Raw genomic sequence first — 19,059 nt, forward strand, 5'->3', positions numbered from 1 at the left:
CCTCACATCCGGCCGAAACGCGTCTTCGCATCCTGGATGCAGTTCGCCCGCCCTTCCGGCGGCAGCGCCTCGCAGCGCGTGCGCGCCGCCTGGAACTGCGCTTCGGCGATGCGCTCGGCTTCGGCCGTGCGCGCCCGCACCGTGTTCTCCGAACGCAGCAACTGCGCCGCAACTTCCATCTGCAGCTTCGCGTCGGCCTTCGCTTCGAGCAGCACCAGCTTCGCGTCGTCGCGGCAGAGGCTGCGGGCCTCGCCGTCGAGTTCCTTGCACTTCACCAGCGAGGTCGCGTAGCGGGCTTCCGCCTTCGCGAGCCGCACCCGCTGGTCGTTCTCCGCCGTCGGGTTCGCCTCCATCTCGAGCTGCGCGACCTCGATATCGCGCTCGCCGCGCGCTTCCTCGTTGCACAGGCGGCGCGCGTGGCCCTCGAGGCGCTTGCAGCGCGCCTGCGACTGGTCGTAGTGCTCCTCGATGCGGACCTTGCGCGCCTGCACCTCCTCCTTGGTGAGGACGGGGGCGGCCTGGGCGGCGGCCGCGCAGGCGAGGGCGGCGGCGAGGCAGGCGAGGCGGAGCTTCATGGCGGTGTTCTCCTCGGGATCGGCGCATGGTGCGATGCGCCCGTGGCTCAACCGGTAGGAAGCGCTCCGCACGCGCGGTAGGCTGCCGCCTACCCGCCGCGGCAGGGTGGCGCGCGCGATTGGTTATGCTCGGTGGCGCTGCCCAAAAAACGCGGCCGGCCCCGCCGGCCCACGAGGAGACCCGATGTCCAAGTTCCGGCCCGCCCTGCTGGCCTGCCTGCTGCTGTGCCCCTTGTTCGCGGGCGCGGCCGAAGTCGACGCCGCGCGCCTGTCCCCGCTGTGGGGCGTGCCCTTCGCCGGCATCCTGCTGTCCATCGCGCTGTTCCCCCTGCTGGCGCCCTGGTTCTGGCACCACCACTACGGCAAGGTGGCCGCCGCCTGGGGCCTGGCCTTCTTCCTGCCCTTCGCCGCCATCTTCGGCGCGGCGGCCGCGGGCTCGGCGCTGGTGCACGTCATGGTCGGCGAGTACATCCCGTTCGTGATCCTGCTGACGGCGCTGTTCACCGTGGCCGGCGGCATCTACATCCGCGGCAACCTGCACGGCAGCCCGGCGCTCAACACCGCCATCCTCGGCATCGGCGCCGTGCTCGCCAGCTTCATGGGGACCACGGGCGCTTCGATGCTGCTGATCCGGCCGCTGATCCGCGCCAACGACAACCGCCAGCACCGCGCCCACACGGTGGTGTTCTTCATCTTCATCGTCTCCAACGCCGGCGGCTCGCTCACGCCGCTGGGCGACCCGCCGCTGTTCCTCGGCTTCCTGCAGGGCGTGGACTTCTTCTGGACGGTGAGCCACATCTTCCCGGAGACCACCTTCCTGGTCGGGGCCCTGCTGCTGCTGTTCTACGGCCTGGACTGGTACTACTACCACAAGCGCGAGGAGATCCGCCCGGCCGACCCGACGCCCGACACGCGCGGCGTCGGCTTCGACGGCGCCCGCAACTTCTGGCTGCTCGGCGCCATCGTGGGCCTGGTGCTCCTGAGCGGCTTCTGGAAATCGCCCGTGGTCTTCCAGGTGTTCGGCACCGAGGTCGGGCTGCCGGGCCTGGTGCGCGACGTGGGCCTGATCGTGGTCACCCTGCTGTCGCTGAAGATCACGCCGGCGGCAGTGCACGAGGCGAACCAGTTCTCCTGGGCGCCCATGCAGGAAGTGGCCAAGCTGTTCGCGGGCATCTTCGTGACCATCGTGCCGGTGATCGCCATGCTGCGCGCGGGCAGGGACGGCCCCTTCGGCGCCGTCATCGCCGCCGTCACCCGCGCCGACGGCACGCCCGACCCGGCGATGTACTTCTGGGCCACCGGCTTGCTGAGCTCCTTCCTGGACAACGCGCCGACCTACCTGGTGTTCTTCAACACCGCCGGCGGCGATCCCCGGCACCTGATGACCGATCTGGCGCCCGTGCTGGCCGCGATCTCCGCCGGCGCCGTGTTCATGGGCGCCAACAGCTACATCGGCAACGCGCCCAACCTGATGGTCAAGTCCATCGCGGAGGACCGCGGTGTCAAAATGCCGAGCTTCTTCGGCTACATGCTGTGGTCGATCGGCATCCTGGTGCCGCTGTTCCTCGTCATGACCTTCATCTGGTTCCGCTGATCCCATGAGCAAAACCCGCATCCTCGTCGCCCGGGCCGTGTTCCCGGAAACCATCGCCCGCCTGGAGCAGCATTTCGAGGTGGAACACAACCAGGGCGACGCCGCCTGGAGCCGCGAGGAGCTGCTCGCCCGCCTGAAGGGCAAGGCCGGCGTCTTCACCACCGGCGCCGAGCGCGTCGACGCCGAGCTGCTGGCCGCCTGCCCGGAGCTGAGGATCTGCGCCAACATGGCCGTGGGCTTCAACAACTTCGACATCGCGGCGATGACGGCCCGCAAGGTGCTGGGCACCAACACGCCCGACGTGCTGACCGAGACCACCGCGGACTTCGGCTTCGCCCTGATGATGGCCACGGCCCGCCGCATGGCCGAGGGCGAGCATTTCCTGCGCGCCGGCAAGTGGACCCGGTGGAGCTACGACATGATGGCGGGCGCCGAGGTGCACGGCAGCACGCTGGGCATCCTGGGCATGGGCCGCATCGGCCAGGGCATCGCGAAGCGCGGCGCCCATGGCTTCGGCATGAACGTGATCTACCACAACCGCTCGCGCCTCGCGCCCGAGCTGGAGGCCGCGTGCAAGGCGCGCTACGTCAGCAAGGAGGAACTGCTGAAGACGGCCGACCACCTGGTGCTGGTGCTGCCGTATTCGCCCGCGTCGCACCATGCGATCGGCGCCGCCGAACTGGCGCAGATGAAGCCGACGGCCACGCTGGTGAACATCGCCCGCGGCGGCATCGTGGACGACGCGGCGCTCGCGCAGGCGCTGCGCGACCGGCGCATCGCGGCCGCCGGCCTGGACGTCTTCGAGGGCGAACCCAAGGTCCACCCGGACCTGCTGACCGTGCCGAACGTGGTGCTCACGCCCCACATCGCCAGCGCCACCATCCCCACGCGCCGGGCCATGGCCGACCTCGCCGCCGACAACCTGATCGGCTTCCTCGTGCACGGCAAGCCGCTCACACCGCTCAACCCGGAAGTGCTGAACTAGTGGAACCCTGGGTCTGGGCCCTGCTGGCGCTGGGAGGCCTCAGCGTCGTGATGCTGCTGGCCTTGCTGCTGCGCAGGCCGCCGGTGCCCGACACGGGCCGCGCCGAACTGCTGGCGGCCAGCGAACGGCTGGAGCGGGAGCTGCGCCGCGAGATCAGCGAGAGCTCGCGCGGACTGCGCGGCGAGCTGACGCAGACGCTTTCCACGTTCCAGCAGGTGCTGATGCAGCAGGGCCAGGAGGCCACGCGCACGCAGAACACGCAGATCGACGCCTTCGCCCAGCAGCTCACGCTGCTGCAGAAGACGCTGTCGGACACGCTGAACAACCAGTTGCGCGACCTGAGCGAGGCGAACGCGCGGCGCATGGCCGAAGTCCGCACCACGCTGGAGACGCAGCTCGCCGGCATGCAGCAGACCAACGCCGCCAAGCTCGACGAGATGCGCCGCACGGTCGACGAGAAGCTGCAGACGACGCTGGAAGCGCGCCTGGGCGAGAGCTTCAAGCAGGTGGCCGAGCGGCTGGAGCAGGTGCACCACGGCCTGGGCCAGATGCAGACGCTGGCGCAGGGCGTGGGCGACCTGCAGCGCGTGCTGACCAACGTCAAGACGCGCGGCATGTTCGGCGAGGTGCAGCTGGAGGCGCTGCTGGAGCAGGTGCTGACGCCGGAGCAGTACGGCAAGCAGGTGGAGACCAAGCCGCGCAGCAACCAGCGCGTGGACTTCGCCGTGCGCTTCCCGGGCCGCAGCGCCGACGGCACGCCGGTGTGGCTGCCCATCGACGCGAAGTTCCCGCGCGAGGACTACGAGCGCCTGCTCGACGCGCACGAGCGCGCCGACCCCACCGGCGTCGACAGCGCCGGCCGCGCGCTGGAGGTGCGCATCCGCGAGGAGGCGAAGTCCATCTGCGAGTCCTACCTCGCGCCGCCGCACACCACCGATTTCGCGATCCTGTTCCTGCCGATCGAGAGCCTCTACGCGGAGGTGCTGCGCCGTCCCGGCCTGATGGACAAGATCCAGCGCGACTACCGCGTCACGCTCGCCGGCCCGACGACGCTCCTGGCCATGCTGAACAGCCTGCACATGGGCTTCCGCACGCTGGCGCTGGAGCAGCAGGCCTCCGAGGTCTGGAAGGTGCTGGGCGCCGTGAAGACCGAGTTCGACCGCTACGGCGAGTGGGTGGCCCGCATCAAGGAGCAGGTGCAGAAGGCGGCCGACACCGTGGACAAGGCCGACACGCGGACCAAGATGATGCGGCGCGCGCTGAAGAACGTGGAGGCGCTGCCCGAAACCCAGGCCCAGGCGCTGCTCCCGCTGGCCGAAGAACCCGGTGACGACAGCGACGCCTGATGCCCCCATCACGCCGCGCGAGCTCGCGCGGCTGATCACCGGCCACGTGTTCCTGCATGCCTGCATGGCCGGCATGCGCATGACCGCGCCGCTGCTGGCGCTGCAGCAGGGCTACAGCGAGCTGGCCGTCGGCGTGCTGATGTCGCTGTTCGCGCTGACGCAGGTGTTCCTGGCGCTGCCGGCCGGCCGCTACGCCGACCGCCACGGGCTCAAGCGCCCGATCGCCATCAGCGTCACGGCGGCCGCGATCGGCGCGGCCCTGGCGCTCGCCTTCCCGGTGTTCCCGGTGCTGTGCATCTCGGCGCTGCTCACCGGCGGGGCCACCGGCAGCGCCGTGATCGCGCTGCAGCGGCACGTCGGCCGCGCGGTGGCGGGGCCGACGCAGATGAAGCAGGCCTTCTCGTGGCTGGCCATCGGGCCCGCGTTCTCCAACTTCATCGGCCCCTTCGCCGCGGGCCTGGTGATCGACCATGGCGGCTACCGCGCCGCCTTCCTCCTGCTGACGGTGTTTCCGCTGGTGGCCTGGGTCGGCATGCGCACGGCGCGCGAAGTGCCGCAGCCGGAAGGCCACCACCGCGCGGCGCGCGGGCGCGCTTGGGACCTGTGGCGCGAGCCGATGTTCCGCCGCCTGATCCTGGTGAACTGGTTCCTGTCCTCGGCTTGGGACGTGCACACCTTCGTGGTGCCGGTGCTGGGCCACGACCGCGGGCTGTCCGCCTCGGTGATCGGCACGATCCTGGGCGTGTTCGCCGCCTCCGCGGCCGGCATCCGCCTGTTCCTTCCGCTGCTGGCGGCGCGCGTGCGCGAGTGGGTGCTGATCGTGACGGCGATGGTCGCCACCAGCCTGATCTACGCGGTGTACCCGTTCATGCAGATGGCGATCACCATGGGCATCTGCTCCATGCTGCTCGGCTTCGCGCTGGGCATGGTGCAGCCGATGGTGATGAGCATGCTGCACCAGATCACGCCGGAGCACCGCCACGGCGAGGCGGTGGGCATGCGCATGCTGGTGATCAACGCCTCCAGCGTCGCGATGCCCATGCTGTTCGGCAGCGCCGGCGCGCTGGTGGGCGTGAGCGCCGTGTTCTGGACGGTCGCCGCGACCGTGGGCTGCGGCGTCCGCGTGGCCCTGGGCCTCAGAGACGATAGAAGGTCCGGATGATGTCCCAGGCCGCCTGCGGCTCGTCGGCGAACTGGAACAGCTCGAGGTCGGCCGCGGCGATCACGCCTTCGTCCACCAGCAGCTGGAAGTTGATCAGCCGCTTCCAGTAGTCGGAGCCGAACAGCACGATGGGCACCTGGCGCGCCTTGCGCGTCTGCACCAGCGTGATCACCTCGAACAGCTCGTCGAGCGTGCCGAAGCCGCCGGGGAAGGCCACCAGCGCCTTCGCGCGCATCATGAAGTGCATCTTGCGCAGCGCGAAGTAGTGGAACTTGAAGGACAGCGCGGGCGTGACGTAGCGGTTGGCCGCTTCCTCCATCGGGAGGGCGATCGACAGGCCCACGCTGATGCCGCCGGCCTCGTGGGCGCCGCGGTTGGCGGCCTCCATGATGCCGGGGCCGCCGCCGGTGGAGATGTAGAGCTTGTCGCGCGGCTCCTTGCCGGCGCTGTATTCGGCCACCAGGCGGCCGAAGGCGCGCGCCTTCTCGTAGTAGTGGGCGTTGCGCTCGCGGGCGCGCGAGCGCGCGAGCGCCGCCTCGTCGGCGCCGGCCTCGGCTTCCTTCAGCAGCGCGGCCGAGGTCTCGGCGTCGCGCAGGCGCGCGCTGCCGAACACGACGATCGTGTTCTCGATGCCGTGCTCCTGCTGCTCCAGGTCGGGCTTGAGCAGTTCGAGCTGGAAGCGGATGCCGCGCGTCTCGCGGCGCAGCAGGAATTCGGGGTCGACGAACGCGAGCCGGTTCGCGTCGGGATCCAGCGGCAGGCCGGAATCGGCGTGCGCCTTGAGCGTGGCCCAGGCGTCGGCGAGCCGCCGGTCATGGATGTTGCGGGTCGAAGACATAAGGGCCCATTGTGGCCGGATTCGGCCGCGGCCCGGGGCGGGGCCGGCCCGCGATCCCGCTATCCTGTGGCTTGCAACACGAGGGGAAGAGGTGGAGAACCCGGTGTATCACGTGGTGCTGCAGGGCCGCAGGGTCGGCCCCTACGACCGGCGCACGATCCTCGGCATGAGGGTGAAGAAGGCGCTGGGCAGCAAGGAGGTGCTGGTCGGTCCCGACGGCATCGAGCTCACCGTGGGCGACCTGGTCCGGCAGGGCCAGCCCGAGACCGGCTTCGCGGCCAGCGGCGGCGCGCCGCCCAGCGGCCTGGGCAGCCACTCGGTCGTGCACGGCATCCACGCGGCGAAGCTGCTCGAAGCCGAGGCGAAGGGCTACGAGATCCCGCCGTTCCAGGGCGAGATCGAGCTGCGGGTGCAGACCAAGGTGCTGCGCCTGTCCGGCCGCTTTCGCCAGGGGCTCGCGTGGAAGGAAGACCGCGTCAAGTTCCCGCTGGCGGACATCGCGCATGCGCGCCTGCGCGGCACCGTCGTGGACTTGTGGGTGCGCATCGCGGAGGCGCCGGGCACGCAGCGCGTCAGCCTGGACCTGCTGACGGCCGAAGCCGCCGGCGAGCTGGCCGAGAGCCTGCCGCACACGGCGCCCTATCCGGGCAGCGAACCGCTGGCGGGCGCGATCAAGGGAAGCGGAATGCATCCGCTGGTCTGGGCCGCCGTCGGCGGCACGGTCGTCGTGGTCGCGGGCGTGCTGGCCTGGGTGTTGACGCGCGGGGTTTGACGCGGGAGCTGGGGTTCGCTGCGCTCACCGCCAGCCTACGAACCCGAGGCAGTCCGGCGTAGGCTGGCGGTGAGCGCAGCGAACCCCAGCAATCAGCCGGCGCGCGCCGCGAGCCAGGCGAGCAGCGGCGTCCGCGCCGCCGCGAGGTTCTTGTACGCCAGCACGGCGTCGCTCATCGACGCGAGCGAATCGTGCAGCCTTTTCGCGTCCTCGCGCGTGCGCACGGCTTCCGCCAGCGGCTGCAGCATCACGCGGATCGTGAACACGGCCTGGCCCATGCCCGGCACGGGAATGAAGCTCTGGCGCTCGCTGCGCAGGAAGCATTGCCGCGCGAACGCTTCAGGGTCCGCGTCGGCCGGCCAAGGCGTGCGGGGATGGCGCCGCGGGTGCTGGTCGTAGCGGCCGCTGGGCGACACCGTCCACACGAAGCGCTCGAAGCGCTCGCCGCCCGTGACCAGCTGCACCAGCTGGCGGCCGGCCGCGAGCAGGGCCTGGTTGTCGGCCACCGGCGCGTGCACGGCGGAGAAAGGCTGGCCCAGCTTCTCCTCCGGCGCCCAGTGCGAAGGCACGCAGACGCACAACCAGGGCAGGGTGGTGCCGGCGGCCTCCAGCACGGCGAAGTCCTCCTCGAAGGCCAGTTCGATCGGCTCGCTGGCGTCGAGGCCTTCGGCGCGCGCCTGTGCGAGCAGGGCCGCGATCGCCGGCTGCGCGTCGAAGCTTGGCACGGCGAGACGGCTGGCACTTGCCTCCAGCACCCGCTTCTTCTCCTGCCAGAGGGCGCTGCCCGGGGCGAGCGGCGTGAGCTGCCGCGCGCCGGGCGCCAGCCGCCGCAGGCCGGGCTGCATGCGGAACGGGACGGCGGCGAGGGACAGGTCGAAGCCCATGCAAGAAAGGCTCCTTGCGGAGCCTTCGTGAGCGGGGTGGGGGCGCCTCAGACGCGGCGGCGGTATTCGCCGGTGCGCGTGTCGATCTCGACCTTGTCGCCCTGCGCCACGAAGATCGGCACGCCGATCTCGAAGCCGGTGGCGATCTTGGCGGGCTTGAGCACCTTGCCCGAGGTGTCGCCCTTGACGGCCGGCTCGGTCCAGGTGATCTCGCGCTCCAGGCTGGTCGGGATCTCGACCGAGATGGCCTTGCCTTCGTAGAACACCACTTCGGCCGGCATGCCGTCCTCGAGGTAGTTCAGGGCGTCGCCCATGTTGTCGGCTTCCACCTCGTACTGGTTGTACTCGGCGTCCATCCAGACGTACATCGGGTCGGCGAAGTAGGAGTAGGTGCACTCCTTCTTGTCCAGCACGATCTGGTCCATCTTGTCGTCGGCCTTGAAGACGACTTCGGTGCCCTGGTTGTTCAGCAGGGACTTGAGCTTCATGCGGACCGTCGCGGCGTTGCGGCCGCCGCGCGAGTATTCGGTCTTCAGCACGACCCACGGCTGCCCGTTCTGCATGATCACGTTGCCGGCGCGGATTTCTTGAGCGATTTTCATGACAAGTCTTCGGTGAGGGGCCGCTGCGCGCGCAAGCAACTCGGTCGAGACATGCGGGTGGCGGCAAGGAAACGCACGGGAAGCCCGCTGCGCAAAGCCCTATATTCTAATGCGCCCGGCGGCGAACCGCTGCAGCCCGGCCGCGAGATCCGGCAGGGCTTGCGCCCGTGCAAGGGCGCTGGCCGCGGTCGGCCGCCAGCCCGCGAGGTCCAGCGGCGGCAGAGGCCGGTCCGTCACGGCGTTCCAGGCCAGGAAAAAGTCACGCAGGCCCGGCGGGGGCTGCAGCCAGGCGAGGAAGGCTTCCAGCTTGGGCACGTGGGCGCCGTCGTCCTGCGGGTAGATCTGCCAGACCGAGGGCACGCCCGCCAGCAGGCCGCGGACGAAGGAATCCTCGCCGCGCACGAAGTTGAGGTCGCAGGACCACAGCAGGTGGTCGTAGTCGCGCTGGCTGAGCAGCGGCAGGAAGTGAAGGCGCAGCGCCCCGGCGTCGCGGGCGCCCAGCGCCTCGACGGCGGCCCGCGCACGCCCCGGCGTCACCAGCAGGCGCGTGCGCTGCGGACCGGCCTGCAACTGCCGGAGCAGGGCCGCCAGCGCCGGCGGCTCGTAGCAGAAGAGGCTCACGACGCGCTCGCCCGCGGCCGGCGCGACGCCCTGCAGGCGCAGCCAGGCCGCACGGTCGAAGGCCGCGCGCCTGGCCGGCAGGTCCTTCTCGCGCAGCAGCCCGCCCGTGCGCTCGCTGAAGCCGGGATAGAAGAAGTGCTTGACCAGGCCCGCGCCGGGGCCCGCCATGACGGGCGAGGGCAGGCCGTGGCTGCGCTCCACGTAGCTCTCGGCGGAGAGGTACTCCAGGTTCAGCCAGGCCGGCGGCGCCGGCGCGGCCGCCATGCGCGCGACGAAGGCGGCGGGCGGATCGCAGCCGAAGGCCTCGACCACGACGTCACCGGGGGCGAGGTCGGGGGCGGGATCGGTCCATGCGACGACCTCCACGCCCGGTGCGCCCTGCGGCGCCATCCAGCGCAGCATCGGGGCGTCGTCCATCCACAGGCGCACCGTCTCGCCGCGCGCGGCGAGCTCCGCGGCGACGCGCCAGCACACGCCCGCATCGCCGTGGTTGTCGATCACCCTGCAGAAGAGGTCCCATCGCATCGCGCCCGGATAATAGGCCCATGGTGCAGGACCACTCGGAAGAACTGCTCGCGCAGGTCGCGGCGCTGCCGGCGCTGCCCGGCGTGTACCGGTACTACGACGCCGACGGCGGCGTGCTGTACGTGGGCAAGGCGCGCAACCTGAAGAAGCGCGTCTCGAGCTACTTCACCAAGAACCACGGCGGCACGCGCATCGGGCACATGGTCGGCAAGATCGCCCGGCTCGAGACGACGGTGGTGCGCTCGGAAGCCGAGGCGCTGCTGCTCGAGAACAACCTGATCAAGACGCTCGCGCCGCGCTACAACATCCTGTTCCGCGACGACAAGAGCTACCCCTACCTGAAGATCACCGGCTCGCCGGACAAGCAGGGCTTCGCGACGAAGGAGGGCGGGGCGCCCTCGGCGGTGGTGTTCCCCCGCGTGGCCTACTACCGCGGCGCCGTGGACCGCAGGCACCGCTACTTCGGGCCCTACCCGAGCGCGTGGGCGGTGAAGGAATCGATCCAGCTGCTGCAGAAGGTGTTCCGCCTGCGCACCTGCGAGGACACCGTGTTCGCCAACCGCACGCGGCCCTGCCTGCTGTACCAGATCAAGCGCTGCACCGCTCCCTGCGTCGGCTTCATCGCGCCCGAGGCCTACCACCAGGACGTGCTGAACGCCGAGGCCTTCCTGCGCGGCGACACGCACGCCGTGCTGCAGCAGCTGGAGTCGCGCATGATGGCGCACGCGGAGAAGCTGGAGTTCGAGCAGGCCGCGGAGCTGCGCAACCAGATGGCGGCGCTGTCCAAGGTGCTGCACCAGCAGTCGGTGGAGACGGTGTCGGACCAGGATGTCGACATCCTCGCGGTGCAGGTGCAGGGCGGCAAGGCCTGCGTCAACCTGGCGATGGTGCGGGGCGGCCGGCACCTGGGCGACCGCGCCTATTTCCCCAGCCACGTGGAGGACGCGACGAGCCTGCAGGAGGTCGACGAGGCCGGCGAGGCCGCGCCGCCGGCGCCGGTGGAAGTGCAGGTGCTGGAGGCCTTCATCGCCCAGCACTACCTGGGCGTGCCGGCGCCGTCGGCACTGATCACGAGCCACCCCGTGGCTGGCGAACTGGTCGAGGCGCTCTCGCAGCAGGCCGGCTGCCGCATCGCCGCCGTGCACAACCCGCGGGGGCAGCGGCGCCTGTGGCTGGAGATGGCGGAGAAGAACGCGCAGCTGCAGCTCGCGCGCCTGCTGGCGGAGGAGGGCTCGCAGCAGGCCCGCACCCGCGCGCTGGTCGAAGCGCTGGACCTGGCGCCGGACAACCTGGACACCTTCCGCATCGAGTGCTTCGACGTGTCGCACACGGCCGGCGAGGCGACGCAGGCCTCCTGCGTGGTGTTCCACCACCACCAGATGCAGAACCGCGAATACCGCCGCTACAACATCGACGACATCACGCCGGGCGACGACTACGCGGCGATGCGCCAGGTGCTCACGCGCCGCTATGCGCGGCTCGCCCAGGCGGGGCGCGACACGCCGGACGCGACGCCGGCGGAAGAGGAGCCGAAGCGCGAGAAGCCGGGCGGCGGCGGCGGTGCCCAGCGCCTGCCGGACCTCGTGCTGGTCGACGGCGGGCGCGGCCAGGTGAGCATGGCGCGCGAGGTGTTCGCCGAGCTGGGTCTGGACCTGTCGGTGATCGTCGGCGTGGAGAAGGGCGAGGGCCGCAAGGTGGGGCTGGAGGAACTGGTGTTCGCCGACGGCCGCGACAAGATCTACCTGGGGCGGGAATCGGCGGCGCTGATGCTGGTGGCGCAGATCCGCGACGAGGCGCACCGCTTCGCCATCACGGGCATGCGCGCGCGCCGCGCCCGCGTGCGCGTGGGCGGCAGCCAGCTGGAGGAAATCCCCGGCGTCGGCGCCAAGAAGCGCGCCCGCCTGCTGCAACGCTTCGGCGGCGTGCGCGGCGTGGCGGCCGCGAGCGTGGAGGACATCGCGACGGTGGAAGGCATCTCGCGCGACCTGGCGGAGGAGATCTATCGCGCGCTGCATTGAATGCGGACTTCCGGACGCAAAGGTCGCAAAGGTTCCGCAAAAGTCGCAAAAGATCATCCAAGGATTTTTTTGCGCCCTTTGCGGAACCTTTGCGACTTTTGCGTCCTTGAACCCGCCTTCCCGCCCTCATGCACAATGGCGGACCATGTTCTTCACGGTCCCGACGCTCCTGACCTGGACGCGCATCATCGCCATCCCCTTGCTGGTGGGGGTGTTCTACATCGGGCTGGAGCCCAAGGTGCAGAACCTGGTGGCGACCGTGATGTTCATCGTGTTCGCGCTCACCGACTGGCTGGACGGCTACCTCGCGCGCAAGCTGAACCAGACTTCCTCGTTCGGCGCCTTCCTCGACCCGGTGGCCGACAAGTTCCTCGTCTGCGCCTCGCTGCTGGTGCTGGTGCACCTGGGGCGCGCCGACGTCTTCGTGGCCTTGATCATCATCGGCCGCGAGATCGCGATCTCGGCGCTGCGCGAGTGGATGGCGCAGATCGGCGCGTCCAAGAGCGTGGCCGTGCACATGCTGGGCAAGGTGAAGACCACCGTGCAGATGATCGCCATCCCCTTCCTGCTGTTCGACGGCCGCCTGTTCCGCGTGATCCACACGGACGTCTGGGGCACGTGGCTGATCTGGCTGGCGGCCATCCTGACCGTGTGGTCGATGATCTACTACCTGCAGAAGGCGCTCCCCGAGATCCGGCGGCGCGTGAAATAGACCTTCCACCATGACCGCTGCCGTCGCCACGCGGCCCGACCCCCTGGTCCGGGCCATGCCCGCCGTGTTCGTCGTGATCTGGAGCACCGGCTTCATCGTCGCGCGCTACGGCATGCCGCACGCGCCGCCGATGAAGTTCCTGGCGCTGCGCTACGTGCTCTCGGTCGCGGCCTTCCTCGCCTGGGCCTTCGCCTCGCGCGCGGCCTGGCCGCGCGACCGGTCGCAATGGGCGCACCTCGCCGTGACCGGCGTCCTGATGCACGGGGGCTACCTGGGCGGCGTCTGGGCCGCGGTGAAGGCCGGCATGGGCGCGGGGCTCGCCGCGCTGCTCGTGGGGCTGCAGCCGGTGCTCACGGCCGTGTGGATCTCCATGCGCGGCGGCCAGGTGGCGGCGCGCCAGTGGGGCGGCCTCGCCCTCGGGCTGGGCGGCCTGGTGCTGGTCGTGTGGGAGAAGCTGGGCTTCGGCGAGGTGGGGGCCTGGAACCTGCTGTGCGCCTTCGTCGCGTTGATGTCGATCACGGCCGGCACGCTGTACCAGAAGCGCTTCGTCGCGCCCTGCGACGTGCGCACGGCCAACCTCGTGCAGCTCGCCGCGGCCTTCGTCGTGACGCTGCCGCTGGCCCTCATGGAGCAGGAGAGCATGCGCTGGTGGCTGGCCGACGGCTCCCTGAACCACGAACTGGCCGGCGCCATCGCATGGTCGGTGCTGGGGCTCACGCTGGGCGGCAGCTCGCTGCTGTACCTGCTGATCCAGCGCGGCGCGGCCACCAGCGTGACCAGCCTGATGTACCTCGTGCCGCCCGCCACCGCGCTCATGGCCTGGGTGCTGTTCGGCGAACCCATCACGGTGCTGATCGTCGCCGGCATGGCGCTCACCGCCGTGGGCGTGAGCCTGGTCGTGCGCTCGCCGCGGAACTGAGCTTCCAGGGCTCGCCGCGGAAGCGCTCGGCGAGGAAGTCCACCAGCAGGCGGATGCGCTTGGGCGTGCTCGCCGTGTGCGGCGCCAGCCAGTGCACGTCGGCGTCGGCCATCGCGTGGCCGGGCAGCACGCGCACCAGCTCGCCGGCCGCCAGCGCGCCGGCGATGTCCCACAGGCTGCGCAGCATGATGCCGTGGCCGGCGAGGCACCAGTCGCGCACCAGCTCGCCGGAATTGCTGGAGAGCCGGCCGCCCACGCGCACGCGCACCTCGGCGCGGTCGCGTTCGCGCTGCAGCCGCCAGGTGCCGAACTGCTCGTTCTCGCGCACCACCAGGCAGTCGTGCGCGGCCAGTTCCTCCACGCTCTCCGGCGTGCCGCGCCGGCGCAGGTAGGCGGGCGCCGCGACCAGCACGCGCTGGTTGCGCGCGAGCCGCCGTCCGGTCCATTCGCTGGCGCGCTGCCCGCGCAACTGCCACAGCCACACGGCGCCGTCGAAGCCCTCCACGGCCAGGTCGGGCAGCTGCTCGGTGAGCTGCAACTGGATGTCCAGCTGCGGATGCCGCTGCTGGAATTCGGCGACGGCGGGCCCGACCCAGGTGCGGCCGAAGCCGAAGGTCGCGGCCAGCCGGATGCGGCCCACGGGCTCGCGGTGGCGCTCCTGCAGCTCGCTCTCCATCGCCGCGAAGCCGGCCAGCAGCCCGGTGGCGCGCTCGCACAGGGCCTCGCCTTCGGCCGTGGGCACGACGCGGCGCGTCGTGCGCTGGAACAGCTTGAATCCCAGCCGCGCCTCCAGCGCGGCCAGCTTCTTGGTGACGACCGAGGGTACGACGTTCGCGGCGGCGGCCGCGCCCGCCAGGCTGCCGTGCCCGCGGATGGCGAGCAGCAGTTCGAGGTCGGCGCGATCGAGGTGGGGCTTCATTGCTGCCGGCATGGAAAGAATGGCTTGCCGCATTATTGCTGGCGCCGCCCGCGCGCCGGTGCCTAGAATCGCCCCCATGCTGGATGGCTTCGAATCCCTGCGCATCGCGCGCGACGGCGTGACGCTGAACGTGCGCCGCGGCGGGCAGGGCGCGCCCCTGCTGCTGCTGCACGGCCATCCGCAGACGCAGGCGATGTGGCACCGCGTCGCCCCGCAACTGGCGCAGGAATTCCAGGTCGTGCTCATGGACCTGCGCGGCTACGGCGACTCGGACCGGCCGCCCGCGGGCGAGCAGTCCGCCGCCTACGCCAAGCGCGAGATGGCGGCCGATGCCATCGAGGTGATGCGCAGCCTGGGGCACGCCCGTTTCCAGGTGCTGGCCCACGACCGCGGCGCCCGCGTCGCCCACCGCCTGGCGCTGGACCATCCGGATGCGGTGGAACGCATGCTGCTGCTGGACATCGCTCCGACGCTGGCCATGTACCGCAACACCACGGAGGCCTTCGCCCGTGCGTACTGGCACTGGTTCTTCCTGATCCAGCCGCCGCCCCTGCCGGAAGCCCTGGTGAATTCCGATCCGCGCCGCTACGTGCGCAGCATCATGGGCGCGCGGCACGCCGGCCTGGCCGCGTTCGCGCCCGAGGCGCTGGCCGAGTACGAGCGCTGCGCGGCGCTGCCCGGCACCGCGGCCGCCGTCTGCGCCGACTACCGCGCGAGCGCCGGCATCGACCTGCAGCACGACCAGGCCGACGCGGATGCCGGCCGCAGGATCGCGCAGCCGCTGCGCGTGCTGTGGGGCGAGCACGGCGCCGTGGGCCGCTGCTTCGACGTGCCGGCGCTCTGGCGCGCGGCCGCCACCGACTATTCCGGCCGCAGCCTGCCCTGCGGCCACTACATCGCCGAGGAGGCGCCCGCGCTGCTCCTCGACGAAGCCCTCGCATTTTTCAGGAGCCACCCGTGAGCAAGAAGAGGATCGCAGTCATCGCCGGCGACGGCATCGGCAAGGAAGTCATGCCCGAAGGCGTGCGCGTCGTCGACGCGGCCGCCCGCAAGTTCGGCATCGACGTGCAGTTCGACCATTTCGGTTTCTCCAGCTGGGAGTACTGCGAGAAGCACGGCAAGTACATGCCCGACGACTGGAAGGACCAGGTCGGCGGCCACGACGCCATCTTCTTCGGCGCCGTCGGCTGGCCCGAGAAGATCGCCGACCACACCTCGCTGTGGCAGTCGCTGCTGCTGTTCCGCCGCGAGTTCGACCAGTACGTCAACCTGCGCCCGGCGCGCCTGATGCCCGGCATCGTCGCGCCCGTGGTGCGCAAGGACGGCAGCAAGCGCGAGCCCGGCGAGATCGACATGTACATCGTGCGCGAGAACACCGAGGGCGAGTACTCCGCCGTCGGCGGCCGCATGTACCCCGGCACCGAGCGCGAGATCGTCATGCAGGAGACGATCATGTCGCGCCACGGCGTGGACCGCGTGCTGAAGTTCGCCTTCGAGCTGGCGCAGAAGCGCCCGAAGAAGCACCTGACCAGCGCCACCAAGTCCAACGGCATCGCGATCACCATGCCCTACTGGGACGAGCGCTTCGCCGAGATGGCGAAGCAGTACCCGGGCGTGAAGACCGACAAGTTCCACATCGACATCCTGACGGCGCACTTCGTGCAGCGGCCGGACTTCTTCGACGTGGTGGTGGCCACCAACCTGTTCGGCGACATCCTGTCAGACCTGGGCCCGGCCTGCACGGGCACGATCGGCATCGCGCCCAGCGCCAACCTGAACCCGGACCGCAGGTTCCCCTCGCTGTTCGAGCCGGTGCACGGCTCCGCCCCGGACATCTACGGCAGGAACATCGCCAACCCGATCGGCCAGATCTGGTGCGGCGCCATGATGCTGGAGTTCCTGGGGCACAAGGAGGCGCACGACGCCATCCTGAAGGCGATCGAGACCGTGCTGGACCCGAAATCGGGCGCTCCGCGCACCGCCGACATCGGCGGCAAGGCCAGCACCACGGACGTCGGCAAGGCGATCGCGGCCGCCCTGTAAGACTTTGCTGCACGAGGCGTGTTGTATTGCCGCATGCCTTATTGACACCCCCCGCCGCGCTGTTTCTAATCGACGCCAGTGGCCGCGAGGCCGCCCGCCCATGTCTCCCCTTCCCGCCACGCACGAAGAGGCGTCCCGGGAACGGGAGACAAATTTTTGGACGGCAACGTCAACAACATCCTGCACGAGGGACCCCTGTGAACAAGACCGAACTGATCGAGCACATCGCCAAGCACGCCGACATCTCCAAGGCCGCCGCCACACGCGCACTGGAATCCATGATCGGCGCGGTGAAGACCACGCTGAAGAAAGGCGGCTCGGTCTCGCTCGTCGGATTCGGCACCTTCGCCGTGGGCAAGCGGGCCGCCCGCAGCGGCCGGAATCCGCGGACCGGCGCGCAGATTAAAATCAAGGCCGCCAAGGTGCCCAAGTTCCGTCCCGGCAAGGCGCTCAAGGATGCGCTGAACTGAAGACGGCTTCTCCCCGGTGGGGTGCTTAGCTCAGCTGGTAGAGCGGCGCCCTTACAAGGCGTAGGTCGGCGGTTCGATCCCGTCAGCACCCACCAACGACGAAGGCGAACCGCGGTTCGCCTTTTTGTTTGTCCCCGTTCCGAGTCCAAGAACATGTTCGATTTCGTCCGCAAGCACATGAAGGTCATGCAGTTCCTGCTGTTCCTGCTGATCGTGCCGTCCTTCGTGCTGTTCGGCCTGCAGGGCTACGACCGGATGCGCGAGCAGGGCGCCACCGTCGCCAAGGTCGACGGGCACGAGATCAAGCAGGCCGACTGGGACAACGCGCATCGCCAGCAGGTGGACCGCCTGCGCGAGCAGATGCCCAACCTGGACACGAAGCTGTTCGACTCGCCCGAGGCGCGCTACGGCACGCTCGAGCGCATGGTGCGCGACCGCGTGCTGGCGGCGGCGGCGGAACACTCGCACCTGCTGGTGGCCGACCAGCGCGTCGCCCGCGAACTGCAGTCCAACGAGCTGATCGCCTCCCTGCGCGGCCCCGACGGCAAGCTGGACATGAACCGCTACCGCGAGCTGCTCGCCGCGCGCGGCATGACGCCCGAGATGTACGAGAACCAGGTGCGCGCGGACATCGCCATGCGCCAGGCCCTCGGCGCCGTCGCGATGTCGGCCTTCACGCCGCCCGCCATCGCCGGCGTGGCGCTGGACAGCTATTTCGGCCGACGCGAGGCGCAGGTCGCGCGCTTCGACCCCGCCGACTACAAGGCGAAGGTGGAGCCCACCGACGCGGAGCTGCAGGCTTTCTACAAGGACAACGCGGCGCTGTTCCAGGCCCCCGAGCAGGCCGACATCCAGTACGTCGTGCTGGACCTGGCCTCGGTGCAGCAGGGCGCGACCGTCAACGAGGCGGACCTGAAGACCTACTACGAGCAGAACGCCTCGCGCCTGGCGGGCCAGGAGGAGCGCCGCGCCAGCCACATCCTCATCGCGGTGCCCAAGGGGGCGAGCGCGGAGGACAAGGCCAAGGCCAAGGCGAAGGCCGAGGAACTGCTCGCGCAGGTGCGCAAGGACCCGGCCAGCTTCGCCGAGGTGGCGAAGAAGAACTCGCAGGACCAAGGCTCGGCCGCGCAGGGCGGCGACCTCGACTTCTTCACCCGCGGCGCGATGACCAAGCCCTTCGAGGACGCGGTGTTCGCGCTGAAGAACAAGGGCGACATCAGCGACGTCGTGGAGACCGACTTCGGCTACCACATCATCAAGCTCACCGACATCAAGGCACCGAAGCAGCGCAGCTTCGAGGAAATGAAGCCGGAGCTGGAAGCGGAACTGCGCAAGCAGCAGGCCCAGAAGAAGTACGCGGAAGCCGCCGAGACCTTCAGCAACACGGTGTACGAGCAGTCGGATTCGCTCAAGCCCGCCGCCGACAAGCTGAAGCTCGAGATCCGCACGGCCCAGGGCGTCACGCGCACGCCGCAGCCGGGCGCCACCGGCCCGCTCGCGAACCCGAAGTTCCTGGAGGCCCTGTTCTCGCCCGAGGCGGTGGAGCACAAGCGCAACACCGAGGCGGTGGAGTTCGGTCCCAACCAGATGGTCTCCGGCCGCATCGTCAAGTACTCGCCGGCGCACACCCGCCCCTTCGAGGAAGTGAAGGCGCAGGTGCGCGAGCGCGTGGTGAACGCCAAGGCGGCGGAACTGGCGCGCAAGGACGGCGAGGCGAAGCTGGCCGCCTGGAAGGCGGCGCCGGCGACGGCGCAGCTGCCGCCGGCCGTGACGCTGTCGCGGCAGGACGCCGGCAAGCAGCCGCGCCAGGTGATCGAGGCCGCGCTGCGCGCCGACGCGGACAAGCTGCCCGCCTTCGAAGGCGTCGACCTGGGTCCGCAGGGCTATGCCGTCGTGCGCGTGCTGAAGGCGCTGCCCCGCGAGACCCCGCCGCCGGAACGGGCGCAGCAGGAACTGGCGCAGTACGACCGGGCCTGGGCGACGGCCGAGGCCGCGGCCTACTACGAGGTGCTGAAGGAACGCTTCAAGGTCCAGATCAACGTGCCGAAGCCGGCCGAAGCCGGCCGCTGAGGGG

18 protein-coding genes and 1 tRNA gene are annotated in these 19,059 nt (G+C 70.3%); 13 read left to right on the forward strand and 6 right to left on the reverse strand.

Going from position 1 to position 19,059, the window contains the following annotated elements; all coding sequences use genetic code 11:
* Window positions 1-2 precede the first annotated feature (2 nt).
* Window positions 3-575, reverse strand: coding sequence for a hypothetical protein (locus ACY0MJ_RS14425; RefSeq protein WP_462639173.1), 573 nt, complete (start codon window positions 573-575; stop codon window positions 3-5).
* Window positions 576-759: 184 nt separating this feature from the next.
* On the opposite strand from ACY0MJ_RS14425, the gene ACY0MJ_RS14430 reads away from it, so the two are divergent.
* The 4 genes from ACY0MJ_RS14430 to ACY0MJ_RS14445 all read left to right on the forward strand — a co-directional run bounded on the left by ACY0MJ_RS14430 (window position 760) and on the right by ACY0MJ_RS14445 (window position 5,662).
* Window positions 760-2,169, forward strand: a complete 1,410-nt coding sequence (locus ACY0MJ_RS14430; RefSeq protein ID WP_462639174.1) for a sodium:proton antiporter — start codon at window positions 760-762, stop codon at window positions 2,167-2,169.
* A gap of 4 nt (window positions 2,170-2,173) precedes the next feature.
* Complete coding sequence (locus ACY0MJ_RS14435; RefSeq protein ID WP_462639176.1) at window positions 2,174-3,154, forward strand: 2-hydroxyacid dehydrogenase; 981 nt, start codon at window positions 2,174-2,176, stop codon at window positions 3,152-3,154.
* Between the two features lie 50 nt (window positions 3,155-3,204).
* On the forward strand, window positions 3,205-4,500 hold the full coding sequence (locus ACY0MJ_RS14440; RefSeq protein ID WP_462639316.1) for a DNA recombination protein RmuC: 1,296 nt from the start codon (window positions 3,205-3,207) through the stop codon (window positions 4,498-4,500).
* Between the two features lie 64 nt (window positions 4,501-4,564).
* Window positions 4,565-5,662: an MFS transporter gene (locus tag ACY0MJ_RS14445; RefSeq protein ID WP_462639317.1), complete on the forward strand. Its 1,098-nt coding sequence runs from the start codon at window positions 4,565-4,567 to the stop codon at window positions 5,660-5,662.
* Here the strand turns inward: ACY0MJ_RS14445 and ACY0MJ_RS14450 are convergent.
* Window positions 5,637-6,500, reverse strand: a complete 864-nt coding sequence (locus ACY0MJ_RS14450; protein ID WP_462639178.1) for an LOG family protein — start codon at window positions 6,498-6,500, stop codon at window positions 5,637-5,639. The genes ACY0MJ_RS14445 and ACY0MJ_RS14450 overlap by 26 nt on opposite strands.
* A gap of 91 nt (window positions 6,501-6,591) precedes the next feature.
* Between ACY0MJ_RS14450 and ACY0MJ_RS14455 the strand changes: the two genes are divergently transcribed.
* Entirely contained in the window at window positions 6,592-7,272 is a 681-nt protein-coding gene (locus tag ACY0MJ_RS14455; protein WP_462639179.1) for a hypothetical protein, read from the forward strand.
* Between the two features lie 92 nt (window positions 7,273-7,364).
* Here ACY0MJ_RS14455 and ACY0MJ_RS14460 read toward each other — a convergent pair whose 3' ends face one another.
* From ACY0MJ_RS14460 to earP, 3 genes are all read right to left on the reverse strand, one after another.
* Window positions 7,365-8,156, reverse strand: a complete 792-nt coding sequence (locus tag ACY0MJ_RS14460) for a heme-dependent oxidative N-demethylase subunit alpha family protein (protein ID WP_462639180.1) — start codon at window positions 8,154-8,156, stop codon at window positions 7,365-7,367.
* 47 nt (window positions 8,157-8,203) lie between these two features.
* A complete protein-coding gene (gene efp / locus ACY0MJ_RS14465) occupies window positions 8,204-8,758 on the reverse strand; it encodes an elongation factor P (protein WP_462639181.1) in 555 nt (184 codons plus the stop codon).
* Between the two features lie 99 nt (window positions 8,759-8,857).
* Window positions 8,858-9,904 carry an elongation factor P maturation arginine rhamnosyltransferase EarP gene (gene earP / locus ACY0MJ_RS14470; RefSeq protein ID WP_462639182.1) on the reverse strand — a complete coding sequence of 349 codons (1,047 nt, stop codon included), beginning with the start codon at window positions 9,902-9,904 and terminating at the stop codon, window positions 8,858-8,860.
* Window positions 9,905-9,924: 20 nt separating this feature from the next.
* Here earP and uvrC point away from each other — a divergent pair, with 20 nt between their 5' ends.
* The 3 genes from uvrC (at window position 9,925) to ACY0MJ_RS14485 (ending at window position 13,553) form a co-directional block, all read left to right on the forward strand.
* Window positions 9,925-11,922, forward strand: coding sequence for an excinuclease ABC subunit UvrC (gene uvrC, locus ACY0MJ_RS14475; RefSeq protein WP_462639183.1), 1,998 nt, complete (start codon window positions 9,925-9,927; stop codon window positions 11,920-11,922).
* A gap of 145 nt (window positions 11,923-12,067) precedes the next feature.
* Window positions 12,068-12,634: a CDP-diacylglycerol--glycerol-3-phosphate 3-phosphatidyltransferase gene (pgsA, locus tag ACY0MJ_RS14480; protein ID WP_462639184.1), complete on the forward strand. Its 567-nt coding sequence runs from the start codon at window positions 12,068-12,070 to the stop codon at window positions 12,632-12,634.
* A 10-nt stretch (window positions 12,635-12,644) separates the two neighbouring features.
* Window positions 12,645-13,553, forward strand: coding sequence for a DMT family transporter (locus tag ACY0MJ_RS14485; RefSeq protein WP_462639185.1), 909 nt, complete (start codon window positions 12,645-12,647; stop codon window positions 13,551-13,553).
* Here the strand turns inward: ACY0MJ_RS14485 and ACY0MJ_RS14490 are convergent.
* On the reverse strand, window positions 13,507-14,472 hold the full coding sequence (locus ACY0MJ_RS14490) for a LysR substrate-binding domain-containing protein (RefSeq protein ID WP_462639186.1): 966 nt from the start codon (window positions 14,470-14,472) through the stop codon (window positions 13,507-13,509). The genes ACY0MJ_RS14485 and ACY0MJ_RS14490 overlap by 47 nt on opposite strands.
* A gap of 76 nt (window positions 14,473-14,548) precedes the next feature.
* Between ACY0MJ_RS14490 and ACY0MJ_RS14495 the strand changes: the two genes are divergently transcribed.
* From ACY0MJ_RS14495 to ACY0MJ_RS14515, 5 genes are all read left to right on the forward strand, one after another.
* Complete coding sequence (locus ACY0MJ_RS14495; RefSeq protein ID WP_462639187.1) at window positions 14,549-15,433, forward strand: alpha/beta fold hydrolase; 885 nt, start codon at window positions 14,549-14,551, stop codon at window positions 15,431-15,433.
* Window positions 15,430-16,515 carry a tartrate dehydrogenase gene (locus ACY0MJ_RS14500; RefSeq protein ID WP_462639188.1) on the forward strand — a complete coding sequence of 362 codons (1,086 nt, stop codon included), beginning with the start codon at window positions 15,430-15,432 and terminating at the stop codon, window positions 16,513-16,515. Before ACY0MJ_RS14495 ends, ACY0MJ_RS14500 begins: the two co-directional genes overlap by 4 nt.
* 197 nt (window positions 16,516-16,712) lie before the next feature.
* A complete protein-coding gene (locus tag ACY0MJ_RS14505; RefSeq protein ID WP_013901776.1) occupies window positions 16,713-16,985 on the forward strand; it encodes an HU family DNA-binding protein in 273 nt (90 codons plus the stop codon).
* A gap of 19 nt (window positions 16,986-17,004) precedes the next feature.
* A tRNA-Val gene (locus tag ACY0MJ_RS14510) sits at window positions 17,005-17,080 on the forward strand.
* Between the two features lie 58 nt (window positions 17,081-17,138).
* Window positions 17,139-19,055 carry a SurA N-terminal domain-containing protein gene (locus ACY0MJ_RS14515; RefSeq protein WP_462639189.1) on the forward strand — a complete coding sequence of 639 codons (1,917 nt, stop codon included), beginning with the start codon at window positions 17,139-17,141 and terminating at the stop codon, window positions 19,053-19,055.
* Window positions 19,056-19,059 lie beyond the last annotated feature (4 nt).

It is taken from the genome of Ramlibacter sp. bp-362, from assembly GCF_054956735.1.